This window comes from Paenarthrobacter nicotinovorans, assembly GCF_021919345.1.
Classification (GTDB): domain Bacteria; phylum Actinomycetota; class Actinomycetes; order Actinomycetales; family Micrococcaceae; genus Arthrobacter; species Arthrobacter nicotinovorans.
On sequence record NZ_CP089293.1, the window covers coordinates 3,940,751 to 3,958,571 of the forward strand.

General features: G+C 60.3%; 16 protein-coding genes. 13 read left to right on the top strand and 3 right to left on the bottom strand.

What is annotated here, in order from left to right; genetic code table 11:
* Positions 1-128 precede the first annotated feature (128 nt).
* The 5 genes from JMY29_RS18275 (at position 129) to JMY29_RS18295 (ending at position 4,779) form a co-directional block, all read left to right on the top strand.
* Entirely contained in the window at positions 129-1,163 is a 1,035-nt protein-coding gene (locus JMY29_RS18275; protein ID WP_018779943.1) for an aldo/keto reductase, read from the top strand.
* Positions 1,164-1,326: 163 nt separating this feature from the next.
* A complete protein-coding gene (locus JMY29_RS18280; protein ID WP_189076747.1) occupies positions 1,327-2,430 on the top strand; it encodes a sulfite oxidase in 1,104 nt (367 codons plus the stop codon).
* A 148-nt stretch (positions 2,431-2,578) separates the two neighbouring features.
* Positions 2,579-2,956, top strand: a complete 378-nt coding sequence (locus JMY29_RS18285; RefSeq protein ID WP_055975330.1) for an RNA-binding S4 domain-containing protein — start codon at positions 2,579-2,581, stop codon at positions 2,954-2,956.
* A gap of 213 nt (positions 2,957-3,169) precedes the next feature.
* Positions 3,170-3,808, top strand: a complete 639-nt coding sequence (locus tag JMY29_RS18290) for a DUF6318 family protein (RefSeq protein WP_229778701.1) — start codon at positions 3,170-3,172, stop codon at positions 3,806-3,808.
* A gap of 152 nt (positions 3,809-3,960) precedes the next feature.
* Positions 3,961-4,779: a hypothetical protein gene (locus JMY29_RS18295; RefSeq protein WP_229778702.1), complete on the top strand. Its 819-nt coding sequence runs from the start codon at positions 3,961-3,963 to the stop codon at positions 4,777-4,779.
* A 314-nt stretch (positions 4,780-5,093) separates the two neighbouring features.
* Here JMY29_RS18295 and JMY29_RS18300 read toward each other — a convergent pair whose 3' ends face one another.
* The 3 genes from JMY29_RS18300 to JMY29_RS18310 all read right to left on the bottom strand — a co-directional run bounded on the left by JMY29_RS18300 (position 5,094) and on the right by JMY29_RS18310 (position 6,814).
* Positions 5,094-5,555 carry a DUF3817 domain-containing protein gene (locus JMY29_RS18300; RefSeq protein ID WP_110506099.1) on the bottom strand — a complete coding sequence of 154 codons (462 nt, stop codon included), beginning with the start codon at positions 5,553-5,555 and terminating at the stop codon, positions 5,094-5,096.
* 65 nt (positions 5,556-5,620) lie between these two features.
* The gene (locus JMY29_RS18305) at positions 5,621-6,238 is read right to left on the bottom strand and encodes a hypothetical protein (protein WP_055975336.1); all 618 of its coding nucleotides are present in this window, start codon (positions 6,236-6,238) and stop codon (positions 5,621-5,623) included.
* A 69-nt stretch (positions 6,239-6,307) separates the two neighbouring features.
* Positions 6,308-6,814 (bottom strand): hypothetical protein, encoded by a 507-nt coding sequence (locus JMY29_RS18310; RefSeq protein ID WP_079582882.1) that lies wholly within the window; start codon positions 6,812-6,814, stop codon positions 6,308-6,310.
* Positions 6,815-7,022: 208 nt separating this feature from the next.
* Between JMY29_RS18310 and JMY29_RS18315 the strand changes: the two genes are divergently transcribed.
* From JMY29_RS18315 to JMY29_RS18350, 8 genes are all read left to right on the top strand, one after another.
* The gene (locus tag JMY29_RS18315; RefSeq protein WP_189076748.1) at positions 7,023-8,138 is read left to right on the top strand and encodes a thermonuclease family protein; all 1,116 of its coding nucleotides are present in this window, start codon (positions 7,023-7,025) and stop codon (positions 8,136-8,138) included.
* A gap of 95 nt (positions 8,139-8,233) precedes the next feature.
* Positions 8,234-9,730, top strand: a complete 1,497-nt coding sequence (locus tag JMY29_RS18320) for a type I restriction-modification system subunit M (RefSeq protein ID WP_189076749.1) — start codon at positions 8,234-8,236, stop codon at positions 9,728-9,730.
* A 5-nt stretch (positions 9,731-9,735) separates the two neighbouring features.
* Positions 9,736-10,893, top strand: coding sequence for a restriction endonuclease subunit S (locus JMY29_RS18325; protein WP_209783748.1), 1,158 nt, complete (start codon positions 9,736-9,738; stop codon positions 10,891-10,893).
* Positions 10,893-11,834 carry a restriction endonuclease gene (locus tag JMY29_RS18330; protein WP_189076751.1) on the top strand — a complete coding sequence of 314 codons (942 nt, stop codon included), beginning with the start codon at positions 10,893-10,895 and terminating at the stop codon, positions 11,832-11,834. Before JMY29_RS18325 ends, JMY29_RS18330 begins: the two co-directional genes overlap by 1 nt.
* Positions 11,835-11,923: 89 nt before the next feature.
* Positions 11,924-12,148: a helix-turn-helix domain-containing protein gene (locus tag JMY29_RS18335; RefSeq protein ID WP_167510528.1), complete on the top strand. Its 225-nt coding sequence runs from the start codon at positions 11,924-11,926 to the stop codon at positions 12,146-12,148.
* 23 nt (positions 12,149-12,171) lie between these two features.
* Positions 12,172-13,437 carry a HipA domain-containing protein gene (locus JMY29_RS18340; protein ID WP_189076752.1) on the top strand — a complete coding sequence of 422 codons (1,266 nt, stop codon included), beginning with the start codon at positions 12,172-12,174 and terminating at the stop codon, positions 13,435-13,437.
* Between the two features lie 70 nt (positions 13,438-13,507).
* Positions 13,508-16,906, top strand: coding sequence for a DEAD/DEAH box helicase family protein (locus tag JMY29_RS18345; RefSeq protein WP_189076753.1), 3,399 nt, complete (start codon positions 13,508-13,510; stop codon positions 16,904-16,906).
* Positions 16,906-17,784 carry a GIY-YIG nuclease family protein gene (locus tag JMY29_RS18350; protein WP_189076754.1) on the top strand — a complete coding sequence of 293 codons (879 nt, stop codon included), beginning with the start codon at positions 16,906-16,908 and terminating at the stop codon, positions 17,782-17,784. Before JMY29_RS18345 ends, JMY29_RS18350 begins: the two co-directional genes overlap by 1 nt.
* The last annotated feature ends 37 nt before the right edge of the window (positions 17,785-17,821 follow it).

Sequence of the window (17,821 nt, forward strand, 5' to 3'; positions counted from 1 at the left end):
CGAAAAACGAAGAACTTCTACCATTTGCGTTTATGCCTCCGGCGGCCGTGTGTAGCCTCGATTGAACATCCCGTCCACGCCGCTGACCCAGGCGTCGACCCAGCACTATCCATCCACAGGAAGCCGACATGAGCCTCAACGAGCTACGAACGCTTGGACGCACTGGCGCCCTGATCAGCCCGCTCACCCTGGGCACCCTGAACTTCGGCACCGGCGCCGCGCCCACAGGTCCCGCAGAGAGCATCCGGATCATCAAGGCCGCGCTCGACGCCGGTATCACCAGCATCGACACTGCAGACATCTACTCACAAGGGGAATCCGAAACCGTGGTGGGCCAGGCGATCCACAGCCGGCGCGACGACGTCTTCCTCGCCACCAAGTTCCACGGGCAAATGGGATCCAACCCCGCGCACGCCGGCAACTCCCGCCGCTGGATTGTCCGGGCTGTCGAGGACAGCTTGCGGCGTCTGAACACGGACAGGATCGACCTCTACCAGGCACACCGCCCGGACTACAACACCGACCTCCTGGAAACCATCACTGCCCTCAACGACCTCATCCGCCAGGGCAAGATCCTCTACTACGGCACGTCCGTGTTCAGCCCGGCCCAACTCGTTGAGGCCCAGTGGATCGCCAACACCAACCACTTGACCCCTCCGGTCGTGGACCAAGTGCCCTATTCGCTTCTGGTGCGTGCCAACGAACGCGACGTCTTCCCCATCACCCAGCAGTACGGCGTCGGGGTCTTGAGCTACGGACCGCTCGACGGCGGGTGGCTGGCAGGCGGTTACCGGGTCGGGGCCGGGCAGCCCGAGAGTTCGCGTTTTTCCGCACTTCCCGGCCGCTTCGATGTGAACGCGCCGTTCAACCAAGGCAAACTGCACGCCGCGGACGCCCTGGCCCAACTCGCGGCACGCCACGGATTGACGCTCATCCAGTTGGCAGTCGCCTTTGCCCTGAACCACCCGGCAGTGACCAGCGTGATCATCGGCCCCCGCACCGAGGAGCACCTGACCGATTACCTGAAAGCCGCGGACGTGGTGCTGAGCGAGTCCGTCCTGGATGAAATCGACGACATCGTGGCGCCCGCAGTCAACTTCCTCGAACGCGACGCCGGCACCGTTGCCCCGCACCTCGAGTACCCGGAACTACGACGCCGGTAGCCGTCTTCCGTTGTGGGGCCTGCTCTGCGTTCTTTGCGCCTGTTTTAGCGCGCAGAGCGGGCCTCGCAACGAGGTATTGACGCAGGTTCGCCCCGGCGTGATCCTTGTCCTAAGTGCTGCGGCACTCCGCAGCGTTTAGCTTCCAGTAGAACGCCGCCGTCCCATGTCCAATGATCACCTCCAACAACGGGCCACGAAAGCCGTCGTCACCGGGCAGCCCACCGATGGACCCCTGACCCACGAAGAGTTGCAGCTTTCCGGGCGGAACCATTCGATGCCGCTGGAGGCCCTGCACGACGACATCACTCCGGCCGGCCTGCACTACCTGCTGATCCACTTCGACATCCCGCATCTGTCACCTGAGACGTGGCGGTTGCGACTGGGCGGGGCTGTCGACCACACGCTTGAACTCAGCCTCGAGGACATCAAAGCGCGGCCGGCTGTCACCATGCCCGTCACTCTCGAATGCGCGGGAAACGGCCGCTCGCTTCTGGAACCCCGCCCCTTGAGCCAGCCCTGGGTGCTTGGCGCGGTGGGCACAGCCGAGTGGACCGGAACTCCCTTGGCGCCCCTGCTGGAGGAGGCAGGGTTGGCGGGTGACGTCGTCGAACTTGTTTTTACCGGTGCCGACAACGGTGTCCAAGGCGGCGTCGAAGAGCCGTATGCCCGCAGTCTTTCCGTCGCCGAGGCCATGCACCCCGAAGTGATGCTGGTCTATGCCATGAATGGCCAGCCTTTGCCGCTGCAGCATGGATTCCCGTTGAGGCTCCTGGTCCCTGGTTGGTACGGGATGGCGAGTGTGAAGTGGTTGACGTCGATCGAAGCAGTGACGTCGCGGTTCATGGGATGGCAGCAGTCCGTGGCCTATCACTATCTGCAGGGTCCGGATGGGCCCGGCATTCCTGTCACCCATATCCGTGTGCGGTCCCTGATGGTGCCGCCGGGGATCCCGGAATTCTTCACCCGGCGACGGATCGTGGACGCCGGCCCGGTGATGCTGCACGGCCGTGCATGGTCCGGACACGGTGAAGTGGAGCGGGTGGAAGTGGGGATCGACGGCGAATGGATGCCTGCGCACTTGGATCCGGCGCTGGGGGACTTCGCGTGGCGGTCGTGGTCCATGGTGTGGGTCGCGAGCCCAGGGGAACACCTGTTGCGGTGCCGGGCCATGGATACCTCGGGCGCGCTGCAGCCTACCGAGCAGGTGTGGAACTACCAGGGTATCGGGAACAACATGGCGCAGCGGGTTGAGGTGACGGTGCGGTAGTTTCCCTGGGTTCCCTGGCGCCCCCTGAGAACGCCGCGACGGTGCGAGTTCGCCGGAGCGTTCCAGCGAACTCGCACCTTTCCCGCGTTCCGGACTTCTTCCAGCGTTCTCGTCGTGCACGTGACGCCCGGTTAGACTCGTTCAGATCATGAGTATTCCGTCGTCATCCCCAGCAAACGTCCGCGTTGATGCCTGGTTGTGGGCGATCCGAGCCTACAAAACCCGCTCCGCCGCCACAGCCGCCTGCCGTGCCGGGCACATCCGGATCAACGGGAACCCGGCCAAGGCATCGCAAAGCGTGATCATCGGCGACACCATCCGGGTCCGGGAATCCGGCTGGGAACGGATCCTCGAAGTGCGACGACTCATCGCCAAACGCGTAGGAGCCGAGGCCGCGTCGCACTGTTTCACCGACCACACTCCGCCGAGGCCCGTGGCTCCCAAGCTTGGACTCCCCCAGCGCGACCGCGGAGCCGGCCGGCCCACCAAGAAGGACCGCCGGGACATGGAGAAGCTGCGGGGCTGACCTTGCGGTGTACCACGCAAATTTTGCTGGATCATCAGGCTGGGCGCCGGCCAGAAACCGTGGAATCCGTGTGATTTCAAGGCATGCCCATGCGGATCATTCAGCAGAATATTCCTGGCACTTATCCACAGGGCCATACTTCTGACGTGAATCCCCCGCGCACGCTGCTTAGACTGGCCGCCACACCGTCGAACAGCTGTTGGGGAGCTTGTCATGTCACGCCTTTCGTCTGCCACATTGTCGTCCATTCTGGCGGCGGTGCTTCTGAGCGGTTGCCAGGGCGGGTCGCCAGGTACGGGCTCTTCGGAAACACACACGACGACGGCGTCGCCCACCTCAAGCGCTTCGTCACCCGCTGCTTCGGCTACTCCGTCTTCTTCCGGGGCCTACAAACCCGCTGATGCGCAGGGGAAGGCACAGAACGTTCCGGTTCCGGTGATGCCCGAGCTGGCCAAGGAGAACTCGAAGGCGGGGTTGGAGGTGTTTATTAGGTACTGGTTTCAGGAACTTAGCTACGCATACGAGACCGGTAATTCCACGAAGTCCTTGGAGCTGTCGTCCAGTGCCTGTGCGCTCTGCCAGCACCTGGCAGAGTCCATCGAAGCCAATTACGCGGAGGAGCACTGGCTTACCGGGGGAACAATTCGAACCCCTGTCATAGAAGTCGCGTGGGATCCCGCCGTATCGACCCAGCAAGGCAAGTTGCAAGTGATTCAGCAAGAGATTCGCTACTTCGAAGAGACCGGATCCGAAAGTCGGGAATTCACTGCAGCTACGAATGACGCCGCCGCTTTCTTTGCTGAATACCGCCAGGGAGCTTGGCTCATCACTGACGTGGGCATTATTCGATGACGACCCGTTGGGCCAGGTACACGGCTTGGGCAGCCTACATATTTCTGATGCCCCTGAACTGGCCGGCTTCGACGATCTTGACTGGGCTGGGGACAGTGAACTCGAATACGGCTGCTCCTCCTGACGCCGGTTTTCAAGAAGGTTCAGCATTCGTGGGCGCTGTCTGGGAGTTTCATCCCGAAACTGGTAAATCCACACCCCTGCCTGGCGCGTCCCCGGCCGCCGAGGACCCCAACCAGTACATGGCCGATACCCACTGCCGTGCCGACGGACCCGACACCAAAGACCCCGGCTGCGACGCCCTCGACTGCCCCGCCACCACACCCGGTGGCCCAGAAGGCACCCCCGTCATCTGGAAAGAAGCCCCCAAAGCCATCACCAACCCCGGCTGGACCAACTGGATCCCCATCACCGGCCCCACCTGCCTCTATGACGCAGAGCCGCAAAACGTCCTGGCCAGCATCGCCGCCCGCATCCTCAACGACTTCCGCCAACTCCCCATCAACCCAGGAAACCTCCAAGCCCAACCCTTCCCCCACACCCTCAAAGGCGGACCCACCAACTTCTACACCACCGCCACCGAACAAACCTTCGACGTCACCATCCTCGGCCAAGCCATCCACCTCACCGCCACCCCCGCCAACCACACCTACACCTTCGGAGACGGCACCACCCTGGGCCCCACCCCCGCCGCCGGCTACCCCCTCCCCGAAGCCGAATGGCTCACCACCGAAACCCGCACCAGCCACAGCTACACCGAAACCGGCAACTACCCCGCCACCATCACCACCAGCTTCACCGGCACCTACTCCGTCAACAACGGCCCACCACTACCCATCAACGGAACTCTGGACCTGACCACACCAGCCACAACCATCCACGTCTGGAAAACACAAAGAGCACTCGTCGCCGACACCTGCCAACAAAACCCCAACTCCTGGGGCTGCCCCACCACCGAACCAACGCACTAAGGCCTCGGAACAGTAGCTTCCTGACCCGTTTTGAACCCGAAACAGCTCGAAACCGCGGGAAAAGCGCGCTCAACGGCCTCAAACAAGGTCACAAAGCCACACCAAACGGGTGCCGACGTCGAAGTTTTGGGAAAGACCCGTGCCGCCACCACCCACTTTGACCGCCAAACCCCGGGCGACACACCGCACAGACGGCGTGTCAGACCCAACACAGATCCAAAGTAGGTCGGAGCGGCACACGCAAAGGCGAGAACCAGGTGTTAAAGCAAGAAAGCACCAGTTCCGAAGAACCGATGCTTCCCGCCGGCTGGATCCTAGGAGAACCAGGTACCCGGAGGGCCCATGAACAGAAGGAAGCTGAACACTGCACCCACAGCCACCAGGGTCACCACAACCGCGAGGATTGGATTGCGAAGGACCCAGGCTTGAGCCTTTTCAAAGCCCCCACGCGGCGTATCTCCCCCAGCGGCCAAACGCCACCCACCGGCCAGGAGACCCCGGCGATCCAGCGACTTCTCCATCGGGATGGTGGCATAGGGAATCACAGCGGAGCCGATGGCGAGCAGGCCAGTCCGCGTTGTCCACTTCTGGTTGATCCAGGTGAAGGCGGCCGTCGCTGCGTAGCAAAGGAACACGAAGCCGTGGATGCCTCCGGCGATACTCACGCCGAGGTCAGTGGTCTTCGTGACGTATTTAAGGAACAGCCCGATCAGCAGCAGCGTCCATGTCACGGCCTCGGCAAAAGCGACGGTACGGAACAGGGCACGGGGCTGCATGGAAGTCCTCTGGTTGAGATCTGGAGTCACGTCCAATTTACCGTGGCGGCCGGGCTCCGTCAGAATCACCCCTGCCCAGGGAGCGCCAGTCTGTTCCGGATGCGCGAGTCGCCGAATTCAATGGCCACCGGAGCGATCTCCACGGGCGGCTCGTGTCGCGACCGCGCCCTTCCCACGGCAATGTGCGGCAACCAGCGCGGAGACCTGTAGCCCAAAGCGGGTGAGCCCAGGATGAAGTCATCGATGTTGTCGAGGCCAAGATCATCAAGAAGCACGTGCAAGCCCTGCACCAGAAGCGCTTGGTAGTCGTGAACTTCCTGGGGAACGTCCACCTCAAGCCCCATCAGCCGACCGCCACCCAGCGGGACCACTTTGTCCGACTTACCCAGAAACCCCTGCAGCACCGGCAGTTCCGTCAACCAGCTCGTAATCTCGGGCAGAACCCTCTCCGGCGTCGCCCTTCCTTTGGTCCACGCGGCAATATCATCTGCGAGTTCGTGGAGGATCCCCACGTGCAGCAGCGTCATGTGCAGCCCTTGCGGCTTGCGCAGCGAATCAACGAATCGCTTGAGGCCCTCGTAATCGGCCTGCCCGCCACCGATCCGAAGGACAGGAACCTCTACCGTGATGCGGGGTTGACCCGCGGTGCTTCCAGTGGGGCTGCCGGCCGTCATGGACGCCATTATCCGCCGATCACCCACGCAGCGGGAGGCCGACGGCGAAAGGCACCTGCCGCCGTCGGCCTCCTTGGGCTATTTCCTGGCGCGCGCCTGGACCAGATTGGCGAACGGGAGGCGTCCGTGAGCGGCAACGAACGCGGCGTGATAATCGGCTTCGGCTGCACTCAGCCCCTCCGGCGGCAGTTCCTTCCAAGCGATGACCAGGTCCAGGGCGTCGCGCAGCTGCCAAATGAGGCGCGCATCCCACACGACGGTTGGTCGCCCGCGGCCGTAATCCATGAACTCCTGGATTTGCTTGCGTAGCCCCCGGTTGCCTTGACTGCCCGCGCTGGCTTTGCCGATGTAGAGCACTGAGGCGTCTGTAAGCCACTCGGACGCGAGTGCTTCGCGCTTCAATGATGGGTCCTTCTTCTTGAAGGTCCCGGCGGTGCTCTTGTTCAGAAAGACCGGTTCAAATCCGGCCGGGCGAAGGACCACGAATATCCCGGGTCCTTGTGGGATCCGCATGGGATCGAGTTCGTCGAGTGGTCGGAATCCGGTGAATCCGTCCTCGGTGAGGGTCTTTTTGGTGAAGAGCATGATCCATTGTGTCAAGCACCCGTCACACATCCCGCTGCCACCGGCCCGAAGCCTCCTCATGACCACTTGTAGCTTAAAGTGTTCACGGCTGCTGAGCAGCCGACTCATCACTCCATTCGCATAAATAGGGGGACTATTTGCGCACCCAGAACCGGCTGTCCCACAGCCACCCTCCACTTCAAGCCCCAGTTGTGGGAGGCCATACATCATGCGGAAGCTAATCATTGGAGCTACGGCAGCAGTCGCGATCGTGACTGGCTCCCTGGTAGCGGCGGCTGCCGCAAACGCCGACAGCGGGACCGTCGTCAGGGTGGTCGACGGCGACACGGTAGTTGTATCCATCAACAACATCGATCAGACAGTTCGCCTGCTGAACATCAATACTCCGGAAACTAAGGATCCGAACAAGCCCACCGAATGCCTTGGGCCGGAGGCGACAGATCATCTTGAGGGAGTACTGCCGGTGGGCAGCAAGGTCAGGTTGGAGTTCGACGTCGAACGCCATGACAAATACGGCAGAACCTTGGCGGGGGTCTTCAATGCCAGCAACCAGCTGGTCAACGCAGAGATCGCACGCCGGGGACTGGGGGTTCCAATGGTCGTCGGAGAAAACCGAAAGTTCCTGCCTCCTGTCGAAGCCGCCTTTGAGGAAGCGCGTACTGCCAAGTCCGGGCTCTTCGCAGAGGGCATCGAATGCACCCTCCCTGCGCAACTGGCAGCTGCCAACGAAGCACTGACAGCGGCACAGAGTGCGGCGCCGGCAACGACGTCGGCCGGAGCGGGAGCATCGGCTACTGGGCTGGCGACAGCCATCGTTGCTGCCAAGGCAGCGAAAGACCTCCTGTCCGCAGCGAGAGAAACAGAGAACTCCATCCTTTGGGCGGCATACTCTGCCAGCGAATCAACCGCCAAGTTGACCGCCCTGACCGCAGTAATAACCCGGGCTGAGTCTGCACACAATCAGCTCAAGGAACAAGAGAAGACACTTGCCGCGGCCGAGAAGAAGGCAGAGGAAGAACGAGTAGCCGCTGTGGCGCGAGCGGAGGCAGAACGAAAGGCTGCTGCGGAAGCAGAGGCGGCAGCAAAGAAGGCTGCCGATGAGGCCGCCGCGGCAGAACAGGCTCGGGCAGCAGCAGCGGCTGCCGAGGCTGAACGGATACGCAACTTACCCGTACCAGCTCCCTATGTTCCGCCAGTCCAGCCGTATGTTCCGCCAGCTCAGAATTACGTACCGCCGGCGCCACCGGCCCAATCGAATCCCTACCCGGGGTACACGGGCCCCCGCTGTTACGCTCCCGGCGGCAAGTCCTGGCGTCCCTGCTGACAACCGGCTTGGCTGAAGGCCTGGTGTCCCTTAGGGACGCCAGGCCTTCTCACCGATGGGCGTGGCTCACATGAGAACGCACTAAACTCGCATGAGTGATCACAGGTGAAATCAAGTCCCAAGTAGACAAAGTCTGGAATACGTTCTGGAGCGGCGGTATCTCGAACCCGCTGGAAGTCATCGAGCAGATCACGTACCTTCTGTTCCTCAAGCGCCTGGACGAGAACCAGACTCGGGCGGAGAAGCAGGCCAACATCTTGGGCGAGCCGATCGAGAACGCGGTGTTTCCCGAGGGTGTTGACCCCCAGGGCCGCCCCTATTCGGACCTCCGCTGGTCGAACTTCAAGGACTTTGGTCAGATTGAGATGTTCACGGTCTTCCAGCAGAACATCTTCCCGTTCCTCCGAACTGAGCTGACCAAGCAGTCCAACGGCGAAGACTCCACTTATAGCCACCACATGAAGGATGCGCAGTTCAAGATCCCGAACGCGGGTGTCTTGAAGCAGGTGGTGGATGTCATCGACTCCATCAACATGGAGGGCCGCGACACCAAGGGCGATCTCTACGAGTACATGTTGTCGAAGCTGGCATCGGCGGGTACCAACGGACAGTTCCGAACCCCACGGCACATCATCGACCTCATGGTCGCGATGACAGCACCCCAGCCACTCGAAGCCATCTGTGATCCGGCCGCTGGCACCTGCGGCTTCCTGGTTCAGGCCGGCGAATACCTCCGTAAGAACAACAGCAATCTCCTCACCAATGACGAGACCAGTAAGTTCTTCCATCACGAGCAGTTCCATGGCTTCGACTTCGACTCCACCATGCTCCGCATCGGTTCAATGAACATGCTGCTCCACGGGGTCGAGAACCCGGATGTTTCCTACCGCGATTCACTTGCCGACCTGCACTCCGTCGAGGAAGAGAAGTACAACGTCATCCTCGCCAACCCGCCGTTCGCTGGCAGCTTGGACTACGAGAATGTGTCGAAAGAGTTGCTGAACGTCGTCAAGACGAAGAAGACCGAACTCCTCTTCCTGGCACTTTTCATCAAGCTGCTTAAGCCAGGCGGACGCGCTGCGGTTATCGTTCCCGACGGCGTCCTCTTCGGCTCCACCGGCGCACACAAGTCCCTCCGCAAGACACTGGTCGAAGGCCACAAGCTCGACGCCGTCGTAAAACTCCCGTCCGGCGTCTTCAAGCCCTACGCCGGTGTCTCCACCGCCATCCTCTTCTTCACGAAAACCAACTCCGGCGGCACGGATAACGTCTGGTTCTACGACGTAAAGTCGGACGGGTTCAGCCTCGACGACAAGCGCACGCCGCTTGCCTCTTCCGACCTTGAGGACGTCCTCTCACGTTGGAATCAGCGCACGACGGCGGAACTTGAGCGGGCGCGCACGGAACAGTCCTTCTGTGTTCCGCTTTCAGAGATCGTGGCGAACGACTACGACCTGTCGCTGAACCGGTACAAGGAGATCGAGTACGAAGAAGTCGAGCATGCTGCCCCTGAGGAAATCCTGGCTGCACTGGATCAGCTCGAGACTGAAATCACCGAGGGCATGAACGAGCTGCGGGAGCTGCTGAAGTGAAGCTTGTGCCACTCGTCAAGGTCGCTCGTGTCGTCTCTGGCGGGACGCCCAAGACTGCCGTCGCAGAGTACTGGGACGGGGACATTCCATGGGCAACACCCAAGGACCTAAGCAGCCTCAGGGCTGTAGAAATCCACTCAACTCCCCGGGGACTGACCCCGGCGGGTTTGAATGCTAGCAGCGCCGAGGTTCTACCCGCTAATTCGGTTTTGTTCAGTTCCCGTGCGCCAATCGGTCTGTTGGCCATCAACAGCGTTCCCATGGCAACAAACCAAGGGTTCAAAAGCTTTGTTCCCGACCCTACCCAGCTTGAGGCCCGGTATCTCTACCGCTGGCTCGAATTCAACCGGAAATGGCTACAAAGTCTTGGTGTTGGTGCGACTTTCAAGGAGGTTTCAAAAGCCACTGTTTCGCGGATTGAACTTCCTCTGCCATCCTTAGCGGAGCAGCGGCGGATTGCGGCGATTTTGGACAAGGCCGATGAGCTCCGCGGCAAGCGCCGCCAAGCAATCGCCCACCTGAACACCCTCACCCAGTCGATTTTCCACTCCATGTTCGGCGATACGGTCTCTAATAGCCTCAACTGGCCAGTCAAAGCCTTCGGCCGGGTCACTACGAGCCGCCTGGGCAAGATGCTGGACAAGAAGGCCCAGACTGGAAAGCATGGCTTTAAGTATCTGCGCAATGCCAACGTGCAATGGTTTCAGATCAATACGGATGATCTGCTCGAGATGGACTTTAGCCCCTCAGACCAAATCGAGTTCGCACTTCGCAGAGGAGACATCCTGGTGTGTGAAGGTGGGGAACCGGGCCGAGCAGCCATTTGGAAAGACCAGGCAATCGACTGTTACTTCCAGAAAGCACTTCACCGTGTGCGACCGAATCCTGATGATTTAGATCCTCAATACATAGTTCACCTGCTCTGGGCTCTGGCTCATGGCGGCGGCCTCAAAGACCATGTGACGGTTGCTACGATCGCACACCTAACCGGTGAGAAGCTCAAGCGAATGCACATTCCAGTTCCCCCGCTCGAACTGCAGCAGACCTTCGCAAACCGAATTGCCGCCGTCGAGCGTTTGAAGGAAACTTACCGCAAGCACTTGGCGGAACTGGACGCGCTCTTCGCGTCTCTCCAAAACCGCGCGTTCAAAGGAGAACTCTAGTGACCGAATCAGCGGCTCAGGCACCTTCGACCGAGGTACCGATTTGGCCAGCGCTCATCGTGCCGGTTCTCCAAGCTCTGTCTGATGGACAGACGCTCCACCGGAAGGAGCTCTTCCATCAAGCGGCGGATCAAGCCGGACTGTCGGCGGGCGCTCGCGAGGAGACCCTGAACTCGGGCGGACTGCGTTACGAGCAGCGCATGGGCTGGGTCCTAAGCCACCTGACACGGGCGGGCTGGATCGACCGTCCCGTAAAGGGGTACTACTGCATCACCGATACCGGCAGGCAGTGGCTTCTGGACAATCCTCAGGGGATCAACTACAGCCAGGCACACACAATCTTTGCGCAGTACTGGCCGAAAGCCGACGGTCAAGCCGCACCCACTCAGGCTGCGCGAGAGACCGGCCTCTCAGCTACGGAAGAACTGGAGCCAGTGGAGCAGATCGAGGACGCGATAAACCGCATCCAAGGCGAAGTAGGAGCATCGCTCCTTAAACGGCTTCACGAAGGACATCCGGACTTTTTCGAAGACGCTGTGGTGAAGCTGCTGCTGAAGATGGGCTACGGAGGTGCTGAGCAACGGGGGCGACGTATCGGTGGCACCGGTGACGGTGGCGTTGACGGGGTTATAGACCAAGACGCGCTTGGGTTGGATCGGGTCTACATCCAGGCAAAACGTTACAGCCCGGACAACGCCGTTGGCCGCGAAGCCATCCAAGCATTCGTAGGAGCGCTGCATGGCTTCTCTGCCTCCAAGGGCGTTTTCATCACCACCAGTAGGTTTTCACAAGGTGCGAGAGATTATGCAGGCAGTGTCGGCACCCGCACAATCCTGATTGACGGCGCTCGTCTAGTGAGCCTCATGATTAAATACCGGGTCGGAGTGCAGGTGAAGCAGAGCTACGACGTCGTAGAACTGGACGAGGACTTCTTCGAATAACTCGACCACTGTCGCCGTACGGCAACAAATGCTAAAGTCGGCGTACGGCGACATTCATCAAAGTTGCCGTACGGCGACAGGAGCAGCTATTGCGTACGGTCCGAGAGGCAGGGCCCTTGGTCCGGGAACTCAGGGAAGAGCGAGCCTGGTCACAGGCAGAGTTGGCCCGGCGCGCCAGCGTCTCACGCACCTTTGTCATCGATCTTGAATCCGGTAAAGCATCGGTGGAAACGTCCAAGTTCATGGATGTCTTTCAAGCCCTTGGTTTCGAGATCGCCATACGCGACAGCGAGACGGGCGCAGTTCGGTGGTGAGTGCGCGCGCTCTTGAAGTGTTCATGGACGGGACACTTTGCGGCCGGGTTGAACAGTCGTCGTCGGGGAATCTGACGTTCCGCTATTACCCCGAATACCAGGCAGCCCCCAACGCGACCCCGCTGTCACTGTCCATGCCCTTGGCCGCCACCCTCCACAAGAAGCGCAACGTCCTGCCCTTTCTCCAGGGCCTCTTGCCCGACAGTGAAGGGGCCCTCCAGACGATTGCCCGACGGTTCCGGGTGTCCCCGTCCAACCCCTTCGCCATCCTTGAACATATCGGTGCCGATGTCGCGGGTGCGCTCCAGTTCATGCGGCCGGGCACCGGATCTTCGGATGGCACCCTCGCAAGAACGGCGGTGAAGCCAGTTTCGGACAGGGATGTGGCCGAGATGCTGGACCACGTCGTGACTGAGTACAAAGACGGCACGCCCTACGACGACTCCGCAGGACGCTTCAGCCTCGCCGGGGCTCAGCCAAAGATCGCCCTGCACCAACTTCCCAACGGCGACTGGGCGGTACCGGAAGACGCTACCCCCACGACGCACATCCTCAAACCGGCAGCCGGCACATTCAGTCGCTTGGATATTGTGGAACAGCTGACCATGAGGGCAGCATCTTTTCTGGGGCTCGAGGTGGCCAAGTCCGAACTCCGCCGCATCGGCAACTGGGACGTCTTTGTGACACGTCGCTATGACCGCCAGGAAGTGGGTGGAACCTGGCGCCGCATCCATCAAGAAGACTTTTGCCAGGCATTGAGCGTTTCTCCAGCCAAGAAATACCAGCACCGTGACGGAGGGCCGGGCGCGAGCGATATGGCCGCCCTTATCCGATCGCTTCCTTTTGAAGCGGACCGCCGGGCGGCAGGAGCAGGGCTGTACCGGGCCCTTGTTTTCAACACCGTGGCCGGTTGCACCGACGCGCACGCCAAAAACTACTCCCTCCTCCTCCATGGCAGTAGAGCGCAGCTATCGCCCCTCTACGACCTCGCCACCTATGCCCCGTATTGGGACGCGGACTCAGGTATCGACTTGGCCATGAGTGTGAAAGCCGAATACAGGCTTCAGAAGATCAGCAAGCAGATGCTGGTCTCGACAAGCACTCAGTTTGGCGTTGATGCTGAAGCAGCCCGGGAAATGGTCGAACACTATTCTCGCGGCATAGTGGAAGCATTCGAAGCTGCCAGGGAAGAGCTGAAATCCCAGCTGGGATCCCTGCCGAAAATCACCGATGACACTATTGCGAAGGTACGACTGCTGCCACTCGTCGAGGCCACGGATCTGAAATAAGGCATAAACGGTCGCAGTCCCGTGATTGACTACCTTCAGGACATCGGAGCAACGGATCGGAGACGGCTGCATGGGGGCAGTTACCAGCAACTTTGGGTTCATGCTGGGCGAGTGGCCCGAGTTGGCCCAGCAAGCACGCCGGGCCGAACAATTCGCCCGGGTCGATCCACGCGCTTCCGTGTTCTACGCCCGTTACACCATCGAACGCATTGTTGAGTGGCTTTATCAAGTGGAGCCAGGGTTGGTGACCCCCTACAAAGATGACCTCAACGCGTTACTGAACGAGCCCACCTTTAAGAATCTTGTGGGCGGTCCTATTGCCAACAAGCTCACGATCATTCGCAAAGCCGGTAACAATGCGGTCCACAATTCCGTTGGCCCCACCATCCAGGGCGCTGAACTCGTGCTCCGCGAACTGCACCACGTTTGCTATTGGCTCGCGAGGAACTACGCCAAAACCGGTAGCCAGCTGCCGCCGTCGTTGGTCTTCGACGCCAGTATCCTGGCCCCAAAGCCGAAGACGCCGGCACAGCAGCAGTCGCCCGAAGAACTCCAGGCACTCGAGAGCCAACTCAAAGCCCAAAACGAGGCCCTTGCACAAGCAGCAGCGGATTCGGCAGACCTTAAGGCCCAGCTGGAGATTCTGCAGGCTGAAGTCGCGGAGGCCAAAAAACAGAACCAGACCGTCCCTGACCACCACGACTATGACGAAGCCCTGACCCGCAGGCACCTCATCGATCTTGAGCTGAACGAGGCAGGCTGGCCGCTCACCAATACAGAAGACCGCGAGTTCAAGGTAGACACCATGCCCACGGCGAGCGGCACGCTCAGCGGAGTGGGCTACGTGGATTACGTGCTGTGGGGCGCTGACGGGCTGCCCCTCGCAGTGGTCGAGGCGAAAAGGACAACCAAGGATCCCCATGTAGGGAAGCAACAAGCCAAGCTGTACGCCGACTGCCTGGAACGTCGCTATGGTCGACGACCGATCATCTACTACAGCTCCGGTTACGAGACATGGATCTGGGACGACACCATGTACCCGGAGCGCTCGTTGCAGGGCTTCCACACAAGGGATCAACTTCAACTGCTGATCAACCGCCGTCAGAGCCGAAAGCCTCTGGCTGAACAGGCAATCGACAACTCCATCGTCGAACGCCCCTACCAGCACAACGCCATCCGGGCCGTCACTGAAGCCTACGAAAAGGACTTCGAGCGCAAGGCGCTTGTAGTCATGGCGACAGGCACGGGCAAGACGCGCACCGTCGTCGCACTCGCCAAGCTCCTGCAGGAAGCCAACTGGGCCAAACGCGTTCTGTTCCTCGCGGATCGGGTTGCGTTGGTCAAGCAAGCGGCCAACGCCTTCAAGGCCCACCTTCCCGGTTCCAGCCCTGTCATTCTGGGCTCGGACGATGAAGCAGACAGCCGCATCCATGTGGCTACATATCCGACGATGATGAACCTCATCAACCGGACCGAGGGAAAGCTTGGCCAGCGGACCTTTGGCATTGGCCACTATGACCTCATCATCGTTGATGAAGCCCACAGGTCGGTCTACCAAAAATACAGGGCCATCTTCCAGTACTTCGATTCACTCCTCATCGGGCTGACAGCCACGCCACAGTCAGAGGTGGACCGCAACACCTACAGCCTTTTCGGCATCGAGGACAACGTTCCAACGTTTGCCTATGAGCTCAGCGAGGCCATCGAGGCCGGATATCTTGTGCCACCGCGGGTCGTTCCGGTTCCGCTGAAGTTTCCTGACCAAGGCATCTCGTACGAGGACCTCCCAGAGGCTGAAAAAGAGCAGTGGGACGAGCTCGAATGGGACGAAGACGGCGAGATCCCGGACTCGGTCGATTCAAGCGTTATCAATACCTGGCTGTTTAACGCCGACACAGTGGATAAGGCACTGGAAGTCCTTATGACCCGCGGCCACAAAGTCGCCGGCGGGGATCGCCTGGGCAAGACCATCATCTTCGCGAAGAACAACAGACACGCGGAGTACATTGCTGAACGCTTTGACAAGAACTACCCGGCTTACAAGGGTCAGTTTGCTCGCGTCATCACCTATCAGGTGAACTACGCCCAGATTCTCATCGACCAATTCTCGACCACCGAGAGTGATCCCCACATCGCTATTTCGGTAGACATGCTGGACACCGGCGTTGACGTGCCGGACGTCGTCAACCTCGTCTTTTTCAAGATGGTCAGGTCCAAGACCAAATTCTGGCAGATGGTGGGCCGCGGAACGCGACTCCGGCCGGAACTGTATGGGCCGGGCGAGGACAAGAAGGACTTCTTTATCTTCGACCTCTGCCGCAACGCCGAGTTCTTCAATGCGGGAATGCCCAGCAATGAAGGCTCTGTGGGTAAGTCACTCGCGGAGACTACGTTCGCTGCGCGCGTCCAGCTCCTGCAAACTTTCACTGACCTTCAATGGGACCCCCAAGCGCCCGTTGTTGCCGACCTCCGGCAAACCCTGAAACACGCAGTTGACCGGCTTCCGCTGGACAACTTCCTCGTTAAACCGGCACGCAAATGGGTGGACAGGTTCGCCGAAGAAGCAGCCTGGAAATCGTTGGCAGCCGAGGACTTCCAGGCTTTGCAAACCCAGATCGCCAGGCTCGCTACCATCGGCGCGCCTGCGGATACGGAAGAGGCCAGGCGGTTCGACTACCTGATGCTTCAGGCAGAGTTGGCGTCGCTGCAGGGATCGGCGGTTGGGCCGTTCCGGACAAAGATCCAAGCCATCGCCTCGGCCTTGCAGGACCAGCAGAGCATCCCGGCCATCGCTGCTCAGTTGCCCCTGCTGGAAACCATTCTCCACGACGACGAATGGGAATCCGTTTCGTTGGAATGGCTTGAGGACATCCGCAAGCGGCTCCGCGGATTGGTCCATCTGATCGAGAAGCGGAAGCGCAAAGTGGTCTACACAAACTTCCAGGACGAGCTCGGCGTGCTTGAGGAAGTCGAACTGGTGGGGACAACCAATGGCTTCGTCGACCTCCCTCGGTACAAAGAAAAAATGCGTTCGTACCTGGCGCAATACGAGGAGCATGCAACCATTCAACGGCTCCGGCGTAACAAGCAACTGACGGCGTTGGACCTTGCCGAGCTTGAACGCATTCTTCTTGAAAGCGGTTTGGGTTCGCTTGAAGACTTGAATCGTGCCGCCAACGATGGCCTCGGCCTCTTTGTCCGTTCCCTGGTTGGTTTGGACCGCGAGGCCGTCGAGGAAGCGTTGTCAGAGTTTGTAGCTGGTACTACGCTCACAGCCCAGCAGCTCAACTTCCTCAACGTTCTGACCAATCACCTGATGGAAAACGGAAAGGTCAGCCCGAAGGCGTTGTTCAATTCCCCGTACAACGAGCTGGCCCCGTCCGGGCCGGATGTGCTGTTCGGCGATGAAAAAATCGGGCAGCTGATCAGCATCCTCCGCTCCATTGAGAACCACGCGAAGGTTGGCTGATGTCCCTCACCCTCGCCCATGTCCTGGCCGGCGTGGGGGCTGAGCAGGTCCCGCCGGTTTCCTTGGACGATATCCACGTAATACGCCACTCATTCAGGCCGAATGACGTTGCCGCGCTCCGTGGACCTGAAGACCTGACCGAGGAACGAGTCTTGGCGTACACCCGGGAGCAGGACATTTCGCCTCGTCGTTTCCCGGCAGCCCCTCCTCGCTTTTGGGTGATACTCATAGCCGATGGCAAGAACCGCTCTCGCCTCTGGGGAACCTTCGAAAATCGTGGAGAATTGGCGACCGAACGTACTGGATCGTGCCGGTATTACGACCTCCATTCAACGGATTTCCTTGCACCCCTCAAGGATCGGCTCGTAATTGACTGGGACAATCCCCGCAGCTGGCACCGTGGCGCCAGCTCCGCCAGCGCAGCGCGGATGCAGGTAGTCGAGATCGCTGACCGGGACAAGGTTCCTTTTCCAGGCTTCGACGGTGTGCTGCTTAGCTACCCCCAACTGCAGGACCTGGTGGATGACCCACGCTACGGGGACTGGCGCGCAGCACTTTCCGAGGTCCAGGGGATTTACCTGATTACTGACTCCAGCAACGGGAAGCAATATGTCGGCAAAGCCGACGGCTCCGAGCGGATCCTAGGCCGATGGACGAGCTACGCCCGCGACGGACATGGCGGTAACGTGGCGCTCCGTGAGCTGGCGTATGACAGTGTGGGCGAAACAACGAGCATCAAAACAGACCACGCGCGGCACTTCGTTTTCAGCCTCCTCCGCGTGTTCGGCCCCAGCACGCCCTCGTCCGAAGTGAACACAGCCGAGTCCCACTACAAGGCGGCGCTCATGACCCGAAAATTCGGCCTGAACAGAAATTAAGCCAAGTTTGACCAGTCCCCAAACCGTGAAGCAAGCC

Excerpts from the sequence above, each read along its gene's own strand:
- JMY29_RS18275 (WP_018779943.1), top strand. The coding sequence starts at position 129 with ATGAGCCTCAACGAGCTACGAACGCTTGGACGCACTGGCGCCCTGATC.
- JMY29_RS18280 (WP_189076747.1), top strand. The coding sequence starts at position 1,327 with ATGTCCAATGATCACCTCCAACAACGGGCCACGAAAGCCGTCGTCACC.
- JMY29_RS18285 (WP_055975330.1), top strand. The coding sequence starts at position 2,579 with ATGAGTATTCCGTCGTCATCCCCAGCAAACGTCCGCGTTGATGCCTGG.
- JMY29_RS18290 (WP_229778701.1), top strand. The coding sequence starts at position 3,170 with ATGTCACGCCTTTCGTCTGCCACATTGTCGTCCATTCTGGCGGCGGTG.
- JMY29_RS18300 (WP_110506099.1), bottom strand. The coding sequence starts at position 5,555 with ATGCAGCCCCGTGCCCTGTTCCGTACCGTCGCTTTTGCCGAGGCCGTG.
- JMY29_RS18305 (WP_055975336.1), bottom strand. The coding sequence starts at position 6,238 with ATGGCGTCCATGACGGCCGGCAGCCCCACTGGAAGCACCGCGGGTCAA.
- JMY29_RS18310 (WP_079582882.1), bottom strand. The coding sequence starts at position 6,814 with ATGCTCTTCACCAAAAAGACCCTCACCGAGGACGGATTCACCGGATTC.
- JMY29_RS18315 (WP_189076748.1), top strand. The coding sequence starts at position 7,023 with ATGCGGAAGCTAATCATTGGAGCTACGGCAGCAGTCGCGATCGTGACT.
- JMY29_RS18340 (WP_189076752.1), top strand. The coding sequence starts at position 12,172 with ATGGACGGGACACTTTGCGGCCGGGTTGAACAGTCGTCGTCGGGGAAT.
- JMY29_RS18345 (WP_189076753.1), top strand. The coding sequence starts at position 13,508 with ATGGGGGCAGTTACCAGCAACTTTGGGTTCATGCTGGGCGAGTGGCCC.
- JMY29_RS18350 (WP_189076754.1), top strand. The coding sequence starts at position 16,906 with ATGTCCCTCACCCTCGCCCATGTCCTGGCCGGCGTGGGGGCTGAGCAG.